At 64.4% G+C, this 15,480-nt stretch carries 14 protein-coding genes and 1 tRNA gene; 7 read left to right on the top strand and 8 right to left on the bottom strand.

Going from position 1 to position 15,480, the window contains the following annotated elements:
• The first annotated feature begins 60 nt into the window (after positions 1-60).
• A complete protein-coding gene (locus tag UNPA324_RS06390) occupies positions 61-402 on the top strand; it encodes a hypothetical protein (RefSeq protein WP_141934064.1) in 342 nt (113 codons plus the stop codon).
• Positions 403-415: 13 nt separating this feature from the next.
• On the opposite strand, the gene UNPA324_RS06395 is transcribed toward UNPA324_RS06390, so the two are convergent.
• Together UNPA324_RS06395 and trxA are read right to left on the bottom strand one after the other, a co-directional pair.
• Positions 416-1,093: an LON peptidase substrate-binding domain-containing protein gene (locus tag UNPA324_RS06395; RefSeq protein ID WP_128921060.1), complete on the bottom strand. Its 678-nt coding sequence runs from the start codon at positions 1,091-1,093 to the stop codon at positions 416-418.
• Between the two features lie 106 nt (positions 1,094-1,199).
• Positions 1,200-2,123, bottom strand: coding sequence for a thioredoxin (gene trxA / locus UNPA324_RS06400; protein WP_181769311.1), 924 nt, complete (start codon positions 2,121-2,123; stop codon positions 1,200-1,202).
• Positions 2,124-2,396: 273 nt separating this feature from the next.
• Between trxA and UNPA324_RS06405 the strand changes: the two genes are divergently transcribed.
• From UNPA324_RS06405 to UNPA324_RS06420, 4 genes are all read left to right on the top strand, one after another.
• Positions 2,397-2,471 (top strand) — tRNA-Gly (locus tag UNPA324_RS06405).
• 76 nt (positions 2,472-2,547) lie between these two features.
• The gene (locus tag UNPA324_RS06410) at positions 2,548-3,534 is read left to right on the top strand and encodes an NAD-dependent epimerase/dehydratase family protein (protein ID WP_181769312.1); all 987 of its coding nucleotides are present in this window, start codon (positions 2,548-2,550) and stop codon (positions 3,532-3,534) included.
• Between the two features lie 381 nt (positions 3,535-3,915).
• Positions 3,916-5,196, top strand: a complete 1,281-nt coding sequence (locus tag UNPA324_RS06415) for a PQQ-dependent sugar dehydrogenase (protein WP_128921057.1) — start codon at positions 3,916-3,918, stop codon at positions 5,194-5,196.
• 190 nt (positions 5,197-5,386) lie between these two features.
• Positions 5,387-5,980, top strand: a complete 594-nt coding sequence (locus UNPA324_RS06420; RefSeq protein ID WP_128921056.1) for a c-type cytochrome — start codon at positions 5,387-5,389, stop codon at positions 5,978-5,980.
• Between the two features lie 200 nt (positions 5,981-6,180).
• Here UNPA324_RS06420 and panE read toward each other — a convergent pair whose 3' ends face one another.
• From panE to UNPA324_RS06440, 4 genes are all read right to left on the bottom strand, one after another.
• A complete protein-coding gene (panE, locus tag UNPA324_RS06425) occupies positions 6,181-7,104 on the bottom strand; it encodes a 2-dehydropantoate 2-reductase (protein WP_141934070.1) in 924 nt (307 codons plus the stop codon).
• Positions 7,105-7,226: 122 nt separating this feature from the next.
• Positions 7,227-7,835: a 2-hydroxychromene-2-carboxylate isomerase gene (locus UNPA324_RS06430; RefSeq protein WP_128921054.1), complete on the bottom strand. Its 609-nt coding sequence runs from the start codon at positions 7,833-7,835 to the stop codon at positions 7,227-7,229.
• An 89-nt stretch (positions 7,836-7,924) separates the two neighbouring features.
• A complete protein-coding gene (locus UNPA324_RS06435) occupies positions 7,925-9,274 on the bottom strand; it encodes an MATE family efflux transporter (RefSeq protein WP_181769313.1) in 1,350 nt (449 codons plus the stop codon).
• Between the two features lie 79 nt (positions 9,275-9,353).
• Complete coding sequence (locus UNPA324_RS06440) at positions 9,354-9,950, bottom strand: DUF2239 family protein (RefSeq protein ID WP_141934074.1); 597 nt, start codon at positions 9,948-9,950, stop codon at positions 9,354-9,356.
• A 167-nt stretch (positions 9,951-10,117) separates the two neighbouring features.
• Here UNPA324_RS06440 and UNPA324_RS06445 point away from each other — a divergent pair, with 167 nt between their 5' ends.
• Positions 10,118-10,783 carry a glutathione S-transferase family protein gene (locus tag UNPA324_RS06445; protein ID WP_128921051.1) on the top strand — a complete coding sequence of 222 codons (666 nt, stop codon included), beginning with the start codon at positions 10,118-10,120 and terminating at the stop codon, positions 10,781-10,783.
• 26 nt (positions 10,784-10,809) lie between these two features.
• Here UNPA324_RS06445 and UNPA324_RS06450 read toward each other — a convergent pair whose 3' ends face one another.
• Complete coding sequence (locus UNPA324_RS06450; protein WP_141934076.1) at positions 10,810-12,105, bottom strand: MFS transporter; 1,296 nt, start codon at positions 12,103-12,105, stop codon at positions 10,810-10,812.
• Between the two features lie 94 nt (positions 12,106-12,199).
• On the bottom strand, positions 12,200-13,948 hold the full coding sequence (gene ggt / locus UNPA324_RS06455) for a gamma-glutamyltransferase (protein WP_181769314.1): 1,749 nt from the start codon (positions 13,946-13,948) through the stop codon (positions 12,200-12,202).
• Between the two features lie 103 nt (positions 13,949-14,051).
• Here ggt and UNPA324_RS06460 point away from each other — a divergent pair, with 103 nt between their 5' ends.
• A complete protein-coding gene (locus UNPA324_RS06460) occupies positions 14,052-15,440 on the top strand; it encodes an MFS transporter (RefSeq protein WP_128921049.1) in 1,389 nt (462 codons plus the stop codon).
• The last annotated feature ends 40 nt before the right edge of the window (positions 15,441-15,480 follow it).

A 15,480-nucleotide genomic window follows, 5' to 3' on the forward strand; every position in this document is an offset into this window, starting at 1 on the left:
TTTCGTTATTCGCTCTATGCGGCGTTCGCGACGCTGCTTCTGACCGGTGCCGGTTGGCTCGTGGCCGACTGGCAGAAGGACACCGCCGGCGACGAAATCTGGCAGCAGATCGCCGCCAACATACTGATGGTCCATGGCGGGATGGCGATGCTGGCGCTCTTGCTGCTAGGGGCGCTTGTTCCCCTGCACGCGCAGCGATCGTGGCGCAGCGGCAAGAATCTCGTTTCCGGGTCCGTCATGGCGGCGTCCAATGCCGTGCTGATCGCGACCGCATTCGGGCTCTATTACCTGGGATCGGAAGCGGTACGGCCCTTCATGAGCTGGATCCATCTGGGCACCGGTTTCTCCCTGGCCCTGCTGCTCCCGCTTCATATCTGGCTGGGTCGACGGGCGCGTCGATAGCGTCCCGGCCGTGCTACTGCAACGGCGGATCGCCCGAGGTGCGCTTCTTGGCGAGGTCCATCTCGGTGACGGCGATCAGGATCTCGGCGCGGGTCTTCAGGTCGGGCGCCTCCAGCATGGCCTGCTTCTCGGCGGGGCCATAGGGCGACATCATCGCCAGCGCATTGACGAGCGCTTCGTTGGGCGCGCTTTCGACGCCTTCCCAGTCGACCTTGAGATTGTTGGCCTTCAAGAAGTCCGCCAGCACGGCCAGCAGCGCTTCGCGGTCGACCTCGTCCTCGCCCATGCGCGCGGTGAAGTCGTCGACGAAGGCGAAGAAATCCACCTTGCACTGCCGATAGGCGGTGAGCACTTCGAGCTCCTCGACCACCTTGAAGCGCGAGACGCCGGTGAGCTCGAGGATGTAGCGGCCGTCGCCGGATTCGGCGAGCTGGGTGATGCGGCCGACGCAGCCGACCCGGAACAGCGTCGGCTTGTCGGAATCCTTCGGCGAATGCGCGACGTCAGGTTGGATCATGCCGATCAGGCGATGGCCGTCGCGAAAACTGTCGTCGACCATCGCAAGGTAGCGCGGCTCGAAGATGTTGAGCGGCATCTGGCCGCGGGGCAGCAGCAGCGCGCCCGGCAGCGGAAACACCGGAATGATCTCCGGGAGGTCGGCGGGCCCGCGATATTCGATATTGATCGGCATCTGCCCGGTCCCCCTGGCCTTGCTAGTGCATGATCCGGATCCCGAGGACCGCGTCAGCGCAAAGTGTGCAGCGGTTTTCCGAACAGATCATGCTCAAAAAGGCGCCTTACGAAAACAGGATCGTCGACAAACGCTTGCGTCCCTCGACGGTTGCATCATCCGTGCCGCCCCAGGCCTCGAAGAACTGCACCAGCTGCTTGCGGGCACCGTCATCGTTCCACTTGCGGTCGCGCTTGACGATCTCGAGCAGCTGCGCGGTGGCCGCGGTGCGGTCGCCTTGCGCGTTGAGCGCGGTCGCGAGGTCGAATCGGGCCTGATGATCAAGCGGGTTTGCGGCGACTTTCTGTTCCAGCTCCGCGACCGGCCCGAGCGATTGGGCCTGCTCGGCGAGATCGATCGTCGTCTGCACGGCCTTCACGGCGGGGTCGTTGCGCTTGGATTCCGGCACCATGGCCAGCGTCTGCTTGGCCTGCTCCATCGCGCCGGAGACGGCGTAGCATTTTGCCAGCCCGGCAAGCGCCGCGATGTTGGTCGAATCGTGCTGGAGCACCTCCGCATAGATCTGCGCGGCGGCTGCGGCGTCGCCCTCGGCGAGCACGGCTTCGGCCTCTTGCAGGATTTCAGCGATATTCGGCTCACCCGGCGCGGTCATGCCCTTGGTCAGCTTTTCGATGAAGGCGTTGAGCTGGCTCTCCGGCACTGCGCCCATGAAGCCGTCCGCCGGCTGGCCGTTGACGAAGGCGATCACGGCCGGGATCGACTGGATGCCCATCTGACCCGGGATCGCCGGGTGCTGGTCGATGTTCATCTTGACCAGCTTGACCTTGCCCTTGGCGGCCTTGACCGCCTTTTCCAGCACGGGGGTGAGTTGCTTGCAGGGACCGCACCACTCCGCCCAGAAATCGATCAGCACCGGCTGGCGCTTCGATTCCTCGATGACGTCCTTCACGAAGGTCTGGGTGGTGGTGTCCTTGATCAGATCGGCGGCGGCCGGGTTTGCGGCTCCGTTACCCTGGTCGATGATCGTCACGGGATCCCCTCGTCTGATGTCCGGAATGGCGAGTCTTTAGCATGCTGCCACTCCATATGCTTGCTGTCGGCTCCTAAATTGGGCCGAATGGGCCGAATTTCAATCCACCGAGGCCGATTCGGCGGTTCCGGGGCTTTTTCGGTCGATTCGACCGGCTTTGGGCTCCTATCGGGTCAGAAGATGCGCATCTAGGCCGCCGGTAGCTGTTGCATTCCCCTCCCGCTTTTGGCATACGACAGCCGTTGCCGGCGCGTCATGCGACCGACACAGGATGCGGGTGTAGCTCAGTGGTAGAGCACGACCTTGCCAAGGTCGGGGTCGAGGGTTCGAGCCCCTTCGCCCGCTCCAATTTTCTCCAGAGCATCCAGCTGATCCGGGCGGAAACGTGGTTTTCCACGCCGTTGGCGGCTGTGTCGGGTCCGTCATGACAATTCTGGTCACCGGCAGCGCGGGTCACCTCGGGGAAGCGATTCTGCGGATGCTCCGGGCGCGCGGTTCGCCCGTGCACGGGATCGATCTGAAGCCATCGCCCTTCACCGATGCCGTCGGCTCGATCGTCGATCCCGACTTCGTTCGGCGCCAGATGGACGGCGTCAGCGCCGTGATCCACACAGCGACGCTGCACAAGCCGCAAGTGGCGACCCACGGCAAACAGGACTTCATCGACACCAATGTCACCGGCACGCTCAATCTGCTCGAGGCGGCCGCGGCGGCCGGCGCGAGGAGCTTCGTCTTCACCAGCACCACCAGCGCGTTCGGCTCGCAGCTTCGGCCCGAGGCCGGACAGGCGGCGGTCTGGGTCACCGAGAATCTGACGGCCGTTCCGAAAAATATCTACGGCACGACCAAGCTGATGGCGGAGACCCTGTGCGAGCTGTTCTTTCGCGAGCGCGGCCTGCCGGTCGTGGTGTTGCGGACCTCGCGCTTCTTTCCGGAGGACGACGATGATCCCGTGATGCGGTCGGCGTATGCGCTGGACAACGCGCAGGCCAACGAGCTGCTCTATCGCAGGCTGGATATCGCCGACGCGGTGAGCGCCCACCTGCTCGCCGCCGAGCGTGCTCCGAAGATCGGATTTGGCCGCTACATCGTCTCGGCCACCAGCCCGTTCGAGCCGCGTCATCTCGTCGCGCTGGCGCGCGATGCGGCCGGTGTCGTGCGCGAGCTCTATCCGGAATGCGCAGAGCTCTACGCGGCGCGGGGCTGGCAGCTCTTCGCGGAGATCGACCGCGTCTATGTCAACGAGCGCGCGCGGCGCGAGCTGGGCTGGCGGCCCGGATTCGACTTCGCGCATGTGCTGAACAGCCTACGTGAGGGCGCTGATTTTCGCAGCACGCTGGCGCGCGAAATCGGGTCCAAGGGCTATCATGACACGGTGTTCGACGACGGGCCCTATCCGGTCGCCTTTTAATCGCCGCCTTTGCTGTTTTGCTCGATGCGCCAAATGCCTGGCCGGTGTCACCGGGAGCAGTGCGACTTGCGCGGATCTACTGTGCATGGGGTTGTTTTCGCGTTTTTTGTTTTGCCGGCCTTCCGCGTTGCCCGCAAATGAGGCGCGCGCCGTTTGATTCCGCATTGCAGCGAGAGCGTTGTCGCCGCTGCGTTTGTCCTCGTTGACATTCCGTCTCAATTCTTTCGCGGCGCAACTGCGCTGCGTGCGCCGCGCTTCTCACCGCTGGCAGATGTGCTAACCTTTTCGCGTCTGTCGTCCCGACGGACCCGAAACTTCGCCTCTCGACTAGCAAAATATAATAATGCGCAGCCCTGACGGCTGCCTTAGGGGAGTGACGCGATGAAATTCCATCGATCCGTCTTTCAATCCGTTCTGGCGCTTGCAGCGGCTGCCCTTCTCGCGGGGACCAGCGCCGGCAATGCGCAGCAGCAGGACAAGAGCCGGCAGCTGAAGAAATACGAATCCGGCACCAAGGAGTTCTGGACCCATCCGCCGGATGACTGGTTCCTCGGCGACGAGACCGAGGCGCAGAAGGGCCTCGCGCCGCCCTCGGGGCCGCCGACAGGCGCCTCCGACGCCGAGCTCGCCAACATCATCAAGAAGATCAAGCTGCCCGCGGGTTTCAAGATCGAGGTCTACGCTTCGGGCGTGCTGGCCGCGCGGCAGATGGCCTGGGGTGACAAGGGCACTCTGTTCGTCGGCTCGTTCGGCCTCGGCAACGTCTACGCCATCAAGGACAGTGGCGGGAAGAAAGAGGTCAAGACCATCCTCAAGGGGCTGAACATGCCCACGGGTCTTGCCGTCAAGGACGGGGCGCTCTACGTCATCGCCGTCGACAAGCTGATCCGCTACGACGACATCGAAAACAAGCTCGACAATCCCGGCGAGGGCAAGGTCGTCTATGACGACATGCCGTCCTATGCCGCGCATGGCTGGAAGTACATCGCAGTCGACAAGGAAGGCTGGTTCTACATTCCGTTCGGACCGCCCTTCAACATCGGCATCCCGCCGACCAGCGTGTCGCAGATCCGCCGCGTCGATCCCAAGACCGGCAACGCTGAAATCTATGCGCTCGGCGTGCGCAACTCGGTCGGCGGCGACGTCGATCCGCGCACCGGCAAGTACTGGTTCACCGAGAATGCCCGCGACTGGATCAGCGATGATCTGCCCTCAGACAAGCTGAACATGATCAACAAGATCGGCGAGCATTTCGGCTATCCCTACTGCCACCAGGGCAATCTGCCCGACGACAAGTTCGCGATGGGCCACAAGTGCTCCGAGTTCACGCCGCCCGTGCTGAATCTGGGCGCCCATGTCGCTCCGCTCGGCATGAAGTTCTATACCGGCGACCAGTTCCCCGCCGAGTACAAGAACAACATCCTGATCGCCGAGCACGGCTCCTGGAATCGCCACAAGTACCAGGGCGGTCGTATCATGCGCGTGATCGTCGGGCCGGACGGCAAGAATCCCAAGCAGGAGGTGTTCGCCTCCGGCTGGATCGAGGGCGACCAGGGCTATCTCGGCCGTCCTGACGACATCATCCTTGCCAAGGACGGGTCGATCCTGGTCGCCGACGACTGGGCCGGCGCGATCTATCGCATCAGCTACAGCAAGAAGTAGCGCGCACAAGATACGGGGCTGCGGTGGCCGGAAGGCACCGCAGCCTCGTTTGCTTCAAGCTCATGCGGTCGTTCCGGATTGCGCGCCAGCGGGAGTCCGGAACCCATAACCCCGAGCCGTGGTTATGGATCCAGGGCGCGTGCTCCGCACGCCCGGGAAGCGACGCAGTTGATTAGATCGGAATTTCATCATGTGCCGGCACTTCATCTTGCACGCAATCAGCGCGATTGCGCTCGTGGCGCTCGGCGCCCTTCCGGCAGACGCTGCCGATAATTCCGCGATCAAGGAGAAAGCCTCCGCCTGCTCCGGCTGTCACGGCGAGAACGGCATTTCGCAAACCGAGAACATCCCCTCGCTCGCCGGGCAGCCCGATCAATTCATCCAGTGGCAGCTCGTCTTCTTCCGCGCGGGCTCGCGCAAGAACGACCAGATGAAGCCGATCGCCGAAGAGATCACCAACGAAGACATCCGCAGCTTCGGCGCCTATTTCTCGCAACTGGCACCGCCGAAGGAACCGGAAGACGGCGATCCGGACCTGTCGAAGAAGGGGGCGCAAGTTGCCGCCGGCCGCCGCTGCGCCTCATGCCATACGGACAGCTTCGCCGGCACCAAGGGGGTCGCGCGGCTCGCGGGTCAACGCGAGGAATATCTGGTCAAGGCGCTGCACGACTACAAGGCGGGCCAGCGCGTCGGCGGCGGCGTCGCCGCGATGGCCGATGTCGCCTATCACATGAGCGACGAGGAAATCACCGCCGTCTCGCACTATCTCGCGCATTTGAAATAGCGCTGAGTCGCCGCCACAAACTCCACTGTCGTCCCGGACAAGCGCGCCTCAAGCGCGCGCCGATCCGGGACCCATAGCCACAGCATCAAGTCTTGCGGAGACTCGGAGTTGCCTTCTTCCTCAATAACCACGCCCTGGGGCTATGGGTCCCGGATCTGCGCTTCGCTTGTCCGGGACGACACTGAGTGTGTTGCCGGCCGCTACTCCACCCGCTGCTTCTCATACGCCTTCAAATGCGTATAAGCGATGCGCAGCTTCGGCACAGGCACTTTGGCGGCGTCTGCGCGCGCGATGAGATCGCCGATGACATGATCGGCCTCGACCGGCAGGCCGGCCTTGATGTCGCGGAACATCGAGGCCGTCATCGGCGAGCCTTCGGTGGTGAGGTTGCCCTTCACCCGCTCGAAGAACGGGCCGCCCGGCGGATAACCCGACGCCGTGGCGATGGCGCTGGTCTCGTCCAGCATGCCGAGCAGAAAATCCCGGCCGCCGGGAGCCGCAAGGATGTTGCCGACGGAGGTTCGCATCAGGCTGGTGGATGCTGCGAGCGAAGAGAGGAACACCCACTTCTCCCACATGTCCTGCATGATGTTCTGGCTGGCGGCGGCGCCGGTGATGCCGCTCTTGAAGGCTTCGTCGATCGCCTTGACGCGCTCCGAAAGCTTGCCGTCGCGTTCGCCGTAGCTGATCGCCTGCATCGGCTGGAGCTGCACCACCTCGCGCTTCTCGTTCAAGGTCGCGGCGATGGCGCACAGGCCGCCGAGCACGCGCTCGGCACCGAATGTCTGGTCGAGAACGTCGAGATGCTTCATGCCGTTCAGCATGGGGATGATCGCGGTGTTCGGCCCGACGGCGGCCGCGAACGACTTGATGGCGTCGTCGAGATCGAACGCCTTGCAGCTGAGGAGCACGACGTCGAACTTGTCCTTGAGCGCGTCGGCCTGCACGGTCGCCGGATTCTTCAAGGTCACGTCGCCGTTCGGGCTCTTGATGACGAGCCCGGCGCTGGCGAGCTCGCCGGCCCGGCGCGGCCGGACCAGGAAGGTGACGTCGCGGCCGGCCTGCAACAGCCTGCCACCAAAATAGCCGCCGATGGCGCCGGCGCCGACCACGAGGATGCGCATGGGATGCTCCATTGTTGCTCTTGATTATTGGTCTTGGCGGCTACTTATAATCGGCATCGCGCGGGAAGCGAAGCAATCCAGAATGTCGCCGCGATCACATTCTGTCGCCGGAGCATGAGCGGCTACTTCCCGAGTACCATCTCCTCGACTTCGCGGAGCTGCTCCTTGCCGAAGAACATCTCGTTGCCGACGAAGAAGGTCGGCGAGCCGAACGCGCCGCGGGCGACAGCCTCCTCGGTGTTCTTGATCAGCTTGCCCTTCACGTCGGGCTCCTGCGCGCGGGCGAACAGCTTCTGGGCATCGAGGCCGGAGGACGCCAGCGCCTTCGCCGCGACTTCAGGATCGTCCATCTTCTTCGGCTCGCGCCACATGTGGTGGAAGGCGGCCTCGACATAGGCCTCGAACACGCCTTCGAGCTGCGCGGCGATCGCTGCGCGCATCAGATTCAGCGTGTTGACCGGAAAATGCGGATTCCAGACATAGGGCTGAACTTTGAAGCGCTTGATGAAGCGCTCGGTCTCGACCTGCTGGAATTCGCGCTTGTTCTTGATGCCGGCGAGCGTCTCGGCCGGCGACTTGTTGTTGGTCGATTTGAAGATGCCACCGAGCAGGATCGGGACGTATTCAAACTTGACGTCAATGCGCTGCTCGATCGCGGGAATCGCGAGGTGACTGAGATAGGCGTTCGGGCTGCCGAAATCGAACAGGAACTGCGGGGCAATGCGGGTCAATTCGTTCTCCCAGATCTCGCTTTTCACCCATTGTGGCGCAGCGGGCCCCGCAGGTCTACCGTTTAATGACGGTCATAATACTTTGAGTGTCAGATCACGCGTTGGATCGCCTGCTTGCGCCACACCAGGAGGTAATAGCCCATCTGCAAAACGAACATGGCGCAGAACACGATGGGATAGGCGGCCCATACGCCCTGAAGGCCGATCGTGCGGCTCAGGATCACCGCAGCGGGCAACTCGATCGCGACAATGGCGAAGATCGAGAGCAGCATCGGCGTCAGCGCGACGCCCGCGGCACGCAGGGCCCCGGAAAACACCGTGGCCAGGCCGAACGGCACCGAGCTCCACAGGGCGATGTCGAGCAGGCGTTTCGCCAGATTTAGCACGGCGGGGTCGATGATGAAGATGCCGAGCACGGCGCGCGGCGCGAGATAGATCAGCGCCACCAGCCCGCCGGTCAGGACGAGGTTGAAGGCGAGCCCGGTCCGCACGATGCCGTCGAGCCGGGTTCTGTCGCCGCCGCCGACGGCCTGTGCGCCGAGGATCGAGACCGCGATCGAAATCGACATGGCCGTGAACTGCGTGTAGCCCATCACCTGGTTGACGGCGCCGTAGGCCGCGGTGGCATCCGATCCAAAGCCGTTGACGAGGCCGAGCAGGACCAGCTCCGCGATCGCCATCACCACCATGCCGATAGCGCTCGGCAATCCGATACCGAGGATCTTGCAGAGCATGGCGCCATTGAGTCTGAGCTGACGTAGCAGGGCCGCGTCCGGCGCCAGCGCGTGCTTCTTGCGCCGCAGATAGATGGCCAGGGCGATCAACGTGAGTGCGTTCGAGATCGCCGCCGCCCAGGCCGGGCTGGCGATGCCGGCCGCCGGCAATCCGAACGACCCGCGGATCAGCACCGGTGTCAGGACGAGGGCGATCGCCATCGACAACGCCAGCGCCAGCAGCGGCGTGAATGCGTCGCCGACGCCGCGGATCATCGCCGTCATCAGCAGGAAGACGAAGCCGAGCGGCATGGTGAACAGCATGATCCGCGCATAGGCGCTCGCAGGAGCGAGAATGTCCGTGGGCGTGGCGAGGGCCATCATCAGTTGACGGCTGAAGAACCCGCCGATCAGCGCGACCGAAATGGAGAGCAGAAGCCCGATCGCAAGCGTCGTGCCCACCACGATCTTGATCTTGTCGTGCTCGCGCGCGCCAAAGGCCTGACCGATCAAGACGGTCGCGCCGGTGCTGAGACCCATGACGAAGGCGAACAGAAAGAACATCACGGGGAAGAACACCGAGACCGCCGCCAGCGCGTCGACGCCGATCATCTGGCCGAGATAGACGTTGGCGACCGTGCCGAACAGCGATTGCAGCGCGTTGCTCAGCATCAAGGGTGCGAGGAAGCGGAGGAATGTTTTCCAAAGCGGCGTGTCGGCGGACATGGATTGGCCTTTCAGGGCGTGCGAAACCGTTGCCGCGCAAGGCGCGGCTCGGCCGTCGATAGGGAGATGAGGTGCGCCGTTAAGCGCGGTCGCTGTAGGCGAGCTTGACGATGTGGTCGCGGATGTCGGTCGGCCAGTCGGCGATCAGTGCGGTGAAGCGCCGCCGGTCATCCGCAAACAGCGCGCGCGAAGCTTCCTCGAACTGCGGCAGATTGCCGGCCATGGTCGACATGAAATGATAGGCGGCATCGCGCGCCTGCCGCTCGCGGTCCTTGTCGCCGCTCGCGCGTCGCGCTTCGTCGACGAGCTTGCGCAGCGCGACCGAGGCGCCGCCCGGCTGCGCGCCGAGCCACTCCCAGTGCCGGGGCAATAGCGTCACCTCGCGCGCGACCACGCCGAGCTTCGGCCGGCCCCGTCCGCGCGGCTCGCTCGGCGGCGTGTTCTCCTCAACCGGCGGCGGGACGAGCTTCGCCAGCCGCGCCAGCACTTCGCGATCCCCGCCGCGCAGATCGAAGTCGATCGATCGGCCGGTGGCGTCCTCGAAGATGACGATGGCCTCGTCCGGCCGTGGCGCCACCCGCTTGACAACCAGCGCGACTTCGCCCGCCGGCCCGGACACCAGGCGCCGCTGACCTTGGAAGGCGGTGAAAGTCCTTTGCATTGAAATCATTGCCATATCGATGACGTTGGTGCCGTTTAATACCCGGGTAAATTACCGGAGTCAATATACCCGGATGAAAATATCCGTACCGATGGCTCGACATTGCGATCCCAGGCTGGCACGAACAGCGCCGTCGGCCGACCACGCCTAAACCACCACGCCTAGCCCCGGGGATCTCACCGATGCTGACCGTTCACCACCTCAACAATTCCCGCTCGCAGCGCGTACTGTGGCTGCTCGAAGAGTTGGGCGTGCCCTACGAGATCGTGCGCTATCAGCGCCAGCCGGACATGCGCGCGCCGAAGGAGCTGCGCGCCATCCACCCGCTCGGCAAATCGCCCGTCATCACCGACAACGGCAACACCATCGCCGAATCAGGTGCGATCATCGAATATCTCGTTGCAACCTACGGCAACGGCCGGCTGATTCCGCCGCCGAATACGCCGGAGCGGCTGCGCTTCACCTATTGGCTGCATTATGCCGAGGGGTCTGCGATGCAGCCGCTGCTGCTGAAGCTGCTGTTCACGCTGATGCCGAAGCGCGCGCCGGCGCTGCTTCGTCCGCTGGTGCGCAAGGTGGCGAACCAGGCGCTGACCACGCTGGTCAATCCGCAGCTCAAGCAGCACATGGATTACTGGGAAGGCGAGCTTGCGAAGAGCGAATGGTTCGCCGGCAACGAGTTTACCGCAGCCGACATCCAGATGAGCTTTCCCTTGGAAGCGGCGCAGGCGCGCGGCGGGCTCGAGCAGGGCCATCCCAAGGCGATGGCATTTTTGGAACGCATCCACGCGCGCCCGGCCTACGCGCGTGCGCTGGAGAAGGGCGGACCGTATCAGGTGGGGCGGTAAGCTTCCTCACCGCCTCACGCCGGCCGCTAACCCGCATGCAGCACGCGTCCGCGTGTCTCCGGCAGCGCAAAGGCGGCGATGAAGAACACCGCGTAAGCCGCCACCGCGAAGATCGCGATCGCATTCGCGAGCGATGTCGTCGCCGACAGCGCGCCGACGAGGAACGGAAACAGCGCGCCGATGCCGCGGCCGAAATTGTAGCAAAAACCCTGGCCGGAGCCGCGCAGCCGCGTCGGATAAAGCTCGGTCAGGAACGCGCCGATGCCGGAGAAATAACCCGAGGCGAAGAAGCCCAGCGGGAAGCCAAGCACCCACAGGATTTCGTTGGTGAGCGGTAGCTGCGTATAAAGCAGCACCACCGCCATGGCCCCGATCGAGAAGATCAGGAATAGATTGCGCCGGCCGATCCGGTCGGCGAGCCAGGCGCCGGTGAGATACCCGATGAAGGAGCCGATGATCAACGTCGACAGATAGCCGGTCGAGCCGACGATCGACAGATGCCGCTCCTTGGTCAGGAATTGCGGCACCCAGAACGTGACGGCGTAGTAACCGCCCTGGCAGCCGGTCGCCATCAACGACGCGAGGACCGTGGTCTTCACCATCGGGAAGGTGAAGATCTCCCAAAGCTTCGGATGACTGCCCGTTTCCGCGTGCCTGGCGCGGGCCTCAGCTGCGATCTCCGGCTCGGTGACCGAGCGGCGGATGTAGAACACCAGAAGTGCCGGCAGCGCGCCGATCACGAACATCCAGCGCCACGCCGTCTCCGGCGGCAATACCGAGAACAGGATCGCCTGCGACAGCACGGCGAGGCCCCAGCCGACCGCCCAGCCCGACTGCACCGAGCCGACCGCGCGCCCACGATATTGCGGCCGGATCGCCTCGCCCATCAGCACGGCGCCCGCTGCCCATTCGCCGCCGAAGCCGAGGCCGAGCACGGCGCGCGCGATCAGGAGCTGGTCGAAATTCTGCACGACCGCGCAGACCAGCGAGAAGAACGAGAACCAGATGATGGTGATCTGGAGCGTTCTCACCCGCCCGATATGGTCGGAGAGATAGCCGCCGAGCCAGCCGCCGATCGCGGAGGCGAGCAGCGTCACCGTTCCGGCAAGGCCAGCGGAGCCGGCATCGACCTTCCACAGCGTGATGATGGTGCCGATCACCAGCGGATAGATCATGAAGTCCATGCCGTCGAGCGCCCAGCCCGCCGCGCACGCCCAGAACGTCCGGCGCTCCGGCGTGTTCATGTCGCGATAGAACGCGAGAAGGCTGGTGTCCTCGATCTCGGCGCGCTCGATGTGTTGGAGCGGATCGGTTGTCGTCATGGCGTTTTCCCGGCAGTTTCTTGGCTGTGCTTTGGTAGCACGCGTGGCAGCGAGAGCTAGCAGGCCCGCGCTCCCGTGCCATGCAACGACGTGGTTACTGCCCCGCTGCCTCTGCGCCGCGCGTGCGGGGGTCGGGCGCGCCGAGCGGTCCGTTCGGCGTCACGAGAATCGAATTGGCCGATGTCTGTCCCATCGGCTCGACGATCGCGTGGCCCATCGCCTTCAATTCGCGCAGCACATCGTCGGGAAAGCCGCGTTCGACGCGCACTTCGTCGGGTAACCATTGGTGATGCAGCCGTGGCGCTGCGACGGCGGCCGCGACGTCCATCTTGTAATCGAGCACGTCGACAATGACCTGCAGCACGCTGGAAATGATGCGGCTGCCGCCGGGCGAGCCCGTCACGAGCACCGGCTTGCCGCCTTTGAGCACGATGGTCGGTGACATCGACGAGAGCGGCCGTTTGCCGGGTCCTGGCAGATTGGCTTCGAACCCGACGAGACCATAGGCATTGGAGGCGCCGACCGCTGCGGTGAAATCGTCGAGCTCGTTGTTGAGCAACACGCCGGTGCCTTCGGCAACGAGCCCGACGCCGTAGCTGAAGTTCAGCGTATAGGTGTTGCTGACGGCGTTGCCGCGGGAATCGACCACGGAGAAATGCGTGGTGTTGCTGCCCTCGCGCGGCGAGGGGGATGCGGAAGCCAGCTCTTTCGACGGTGTCGCGCGTTCAGTAGAGATGCCGGAGCGCAGCTTGGCGGCGTAGTCCTTCGCGGTCAGTGTCTCGATCGGTGCGTTGACGAAGGCGGGATCGCCGAGATAGCGCGCGCGGTCCGCATAAGCGCGCTTCATCGCTTCGATCAGGAGATGCAGCGATGCCGTCGATCCCTGCTTCAGATCGGAGAGCTGAAAGCCCTCGAGGATGTTGAGCGTTTCCACCAACACGATGCCGCCAGAAGAAGGTAGCGGCATCGACACGATGTCATAGCCCCGATAGGTGCCGCGCACCGGCGAGCGGATCACGGCCTGATAGGATCTCAAATCCGCCGGCGTCATGATGCCGCCCGCATCAGCCACGGCCTTGGCGAGCTTTTCCGCAACCGCCCCCTCATAGAAGCCGCGTGGCCCCTGTGCCGCGACGGCGGACAGCGTTTCGGCGAGGTCGCCCTGCACCAGCTTGTCGCCTTCACGAAGCGGCGTGCCATCGGGCCGCGAGAAGATTCTGGCGGTAGAAGGCCAGCGTGCCAGCCGCCGGTGCCAGCCCGGCAGCGTATCGGCCATGTCGTCGCCGACGACGAAGCCATCGCGGGCGAGCGCAATCGCAGGCGCGAGCAATTGCGCCAGCGTGAACTGTCCCGAGCCGTATTTCTCCAGCGCCAGACTGAGTCCTGCGACCGTGCCGGGCACGCCGACGCCGAGCGCGGAATCCCGTGACTTCGCCGGATCGGGCTTGCCGTCGGCGCCGAGGAAGATCTGCGGCGTGGTCGCCGCCGGCGCCGTCTCGCGGTAATCGATCGCGATGTTCTCATTGCGGTCAGCGGAATGGATCACCATGAAGCCGCCGCCGCCGATATTGCCGGCGCGCGGATAGGTCACGGCCATCGCAAAGCCGGTCGCGACCGCAGCATCGACCGCATTGCCGCCGCGCCGCAGGATCTCGGCGCCAATTTGCGCGGATATCTTCTCCTGCGCGACGACCATGCCGTGCTCGGCGGCAACGGCGCGCACCGTGTCGGGCGCGGCTGGAACATAGGCCTGTCGGGCATCCTGGGCAGTCGCGGGTGCGAGGCCAAATGCCAGAATGGCTATGACGGCGAAAAACCTCCGCCGTGTCGAATATGACGACATGATCAAACTTCCGCCGTGGCTTCGGACCAGTTCACACACCTTGTTGCAATGCTATACGGTTTGCCCAAAGAGAGGCAAAACTGTTCGTGATGAGGACTGCGTGATGACGACGATCGCTCCCGATGCGCGCATGGCCGGTGCGCCGCGGACCTATCCGCCGCGCGCAGCCGTGGTCAGCTGGATCTTCTTCGATTGGGCCGCGCAACCCTATTTCACGTTGATCACGACCTTCGTGTTCGCGCCATATTTCGCCACCAGCGTTGCGCCGAATCCCGCCGCTGGCCAATCGCTGTGGGGATTTGCGATGGCAGCCGCAGGCCTTGCGATCGCGCTGCTGTCGCCGGTGTTGGGAGCCATCGCGGATGCCTCCGGCCGAAGGAAGCCGTGGATCGCAGGTTTCGGCGCGGTGCTGGTGCTGGCGTCTTGCACGTTGTGGATCGGTAAGCCCGGCGATCACGCCGTCATTCCGCCGCTGCTCACCGCGGTTGCGCTCGCCAGCGTCGGTGCGGAATTCGCCACCCTCTTCAACAACGCGATGATGCCGACCCTGGTGCCGCCGGAGCGGATCGGTCGGCTCTCCGGCACCGGCTGGGCGACAGGCTATGTCGGCGGCATCGTCAGCCTGATCATCGTGCTCGGCCTCCTCGCCGCCAATCCCGAGACCGGCCGCACGCTGCTCGGCTTCACGCCGCTGTTCGGGCTGGACCCCGTCACGCATCAGGGCGATCGTGCCGCGGGGCCATTGACCGGGCTGTGGTTCATCATCTTCGTGACGCCGATGTTTCTGTTCACGCCGGACTATCCGGCAAAGCGCCCTGTGCGCGAGGCGCTGCGCGAGGGGTTGGCGGAGCTGAAGCAATCGATCAGGGGTCTGCCGCAGCAAAAGTCGCTCGCGGCATTCTTGCTCGCCAACATGATCTACACCGACGGGCTGGTGTCGCTGTTCGCGTTCGGTGGCATCTATGCCGCGGGCACCTTCGGCTGGCACACGATCCAGATCGGCACGTTCGGCATCATGCTCGCGATTGCTGGCGCATTCGGCGCCTGGCTCGGCGGCAAGCTCGATGACCATCTCGGGCCGAAGCGCGTCATTGCCGGCAGCATGCTGATCCTGCTGCTGTCGGTGGCGGCGATCCTGCTGGTCGACAAGGATAGTGTGTTGTTCGTCAAGGTGGCGCCGCCGTTGCCGGGCGCGCCCTTGTTCTCCAGCGCCGCCGAGCGCGCCTATCTCGTGCTGGGTTGCCTCATCGGCGCAGCCGGTGGCCCGCTGCAGGCGGCTTCGCGCACGCTTCTAATCCGCCTCGCACCGAAAGACCGTATCGCGCAGTATTTCGGTCTGTTCGCACTGACCGGGAAGGTGACGTCCTTCATCGGCCCATTGCTGATCGGCATGATCACGGCTGCGACCGCAAGCCAGAAGGCCGGCATGGCCGTGCTGGTGGTGTTCTTTGTCGCGGGACTGGGACTGTTGATGCGGGTGCGGGAGTCCTGAGCCCCACCGTCGCGCCAATCTCCGCCGTCGTCCCGGCGAA

The sequence above is a fragment of the Bradyrhizobium sp. UNPA324 genome, from assembly GCF_006658635.1.
Classification (GTDB): Bacteria; Pseudomonadota; Alphaproteobacteria; order Rhizobiales; family Xanthobacteraceae; genus Bradyrhizobium; species Bradyrhizobium nanningense.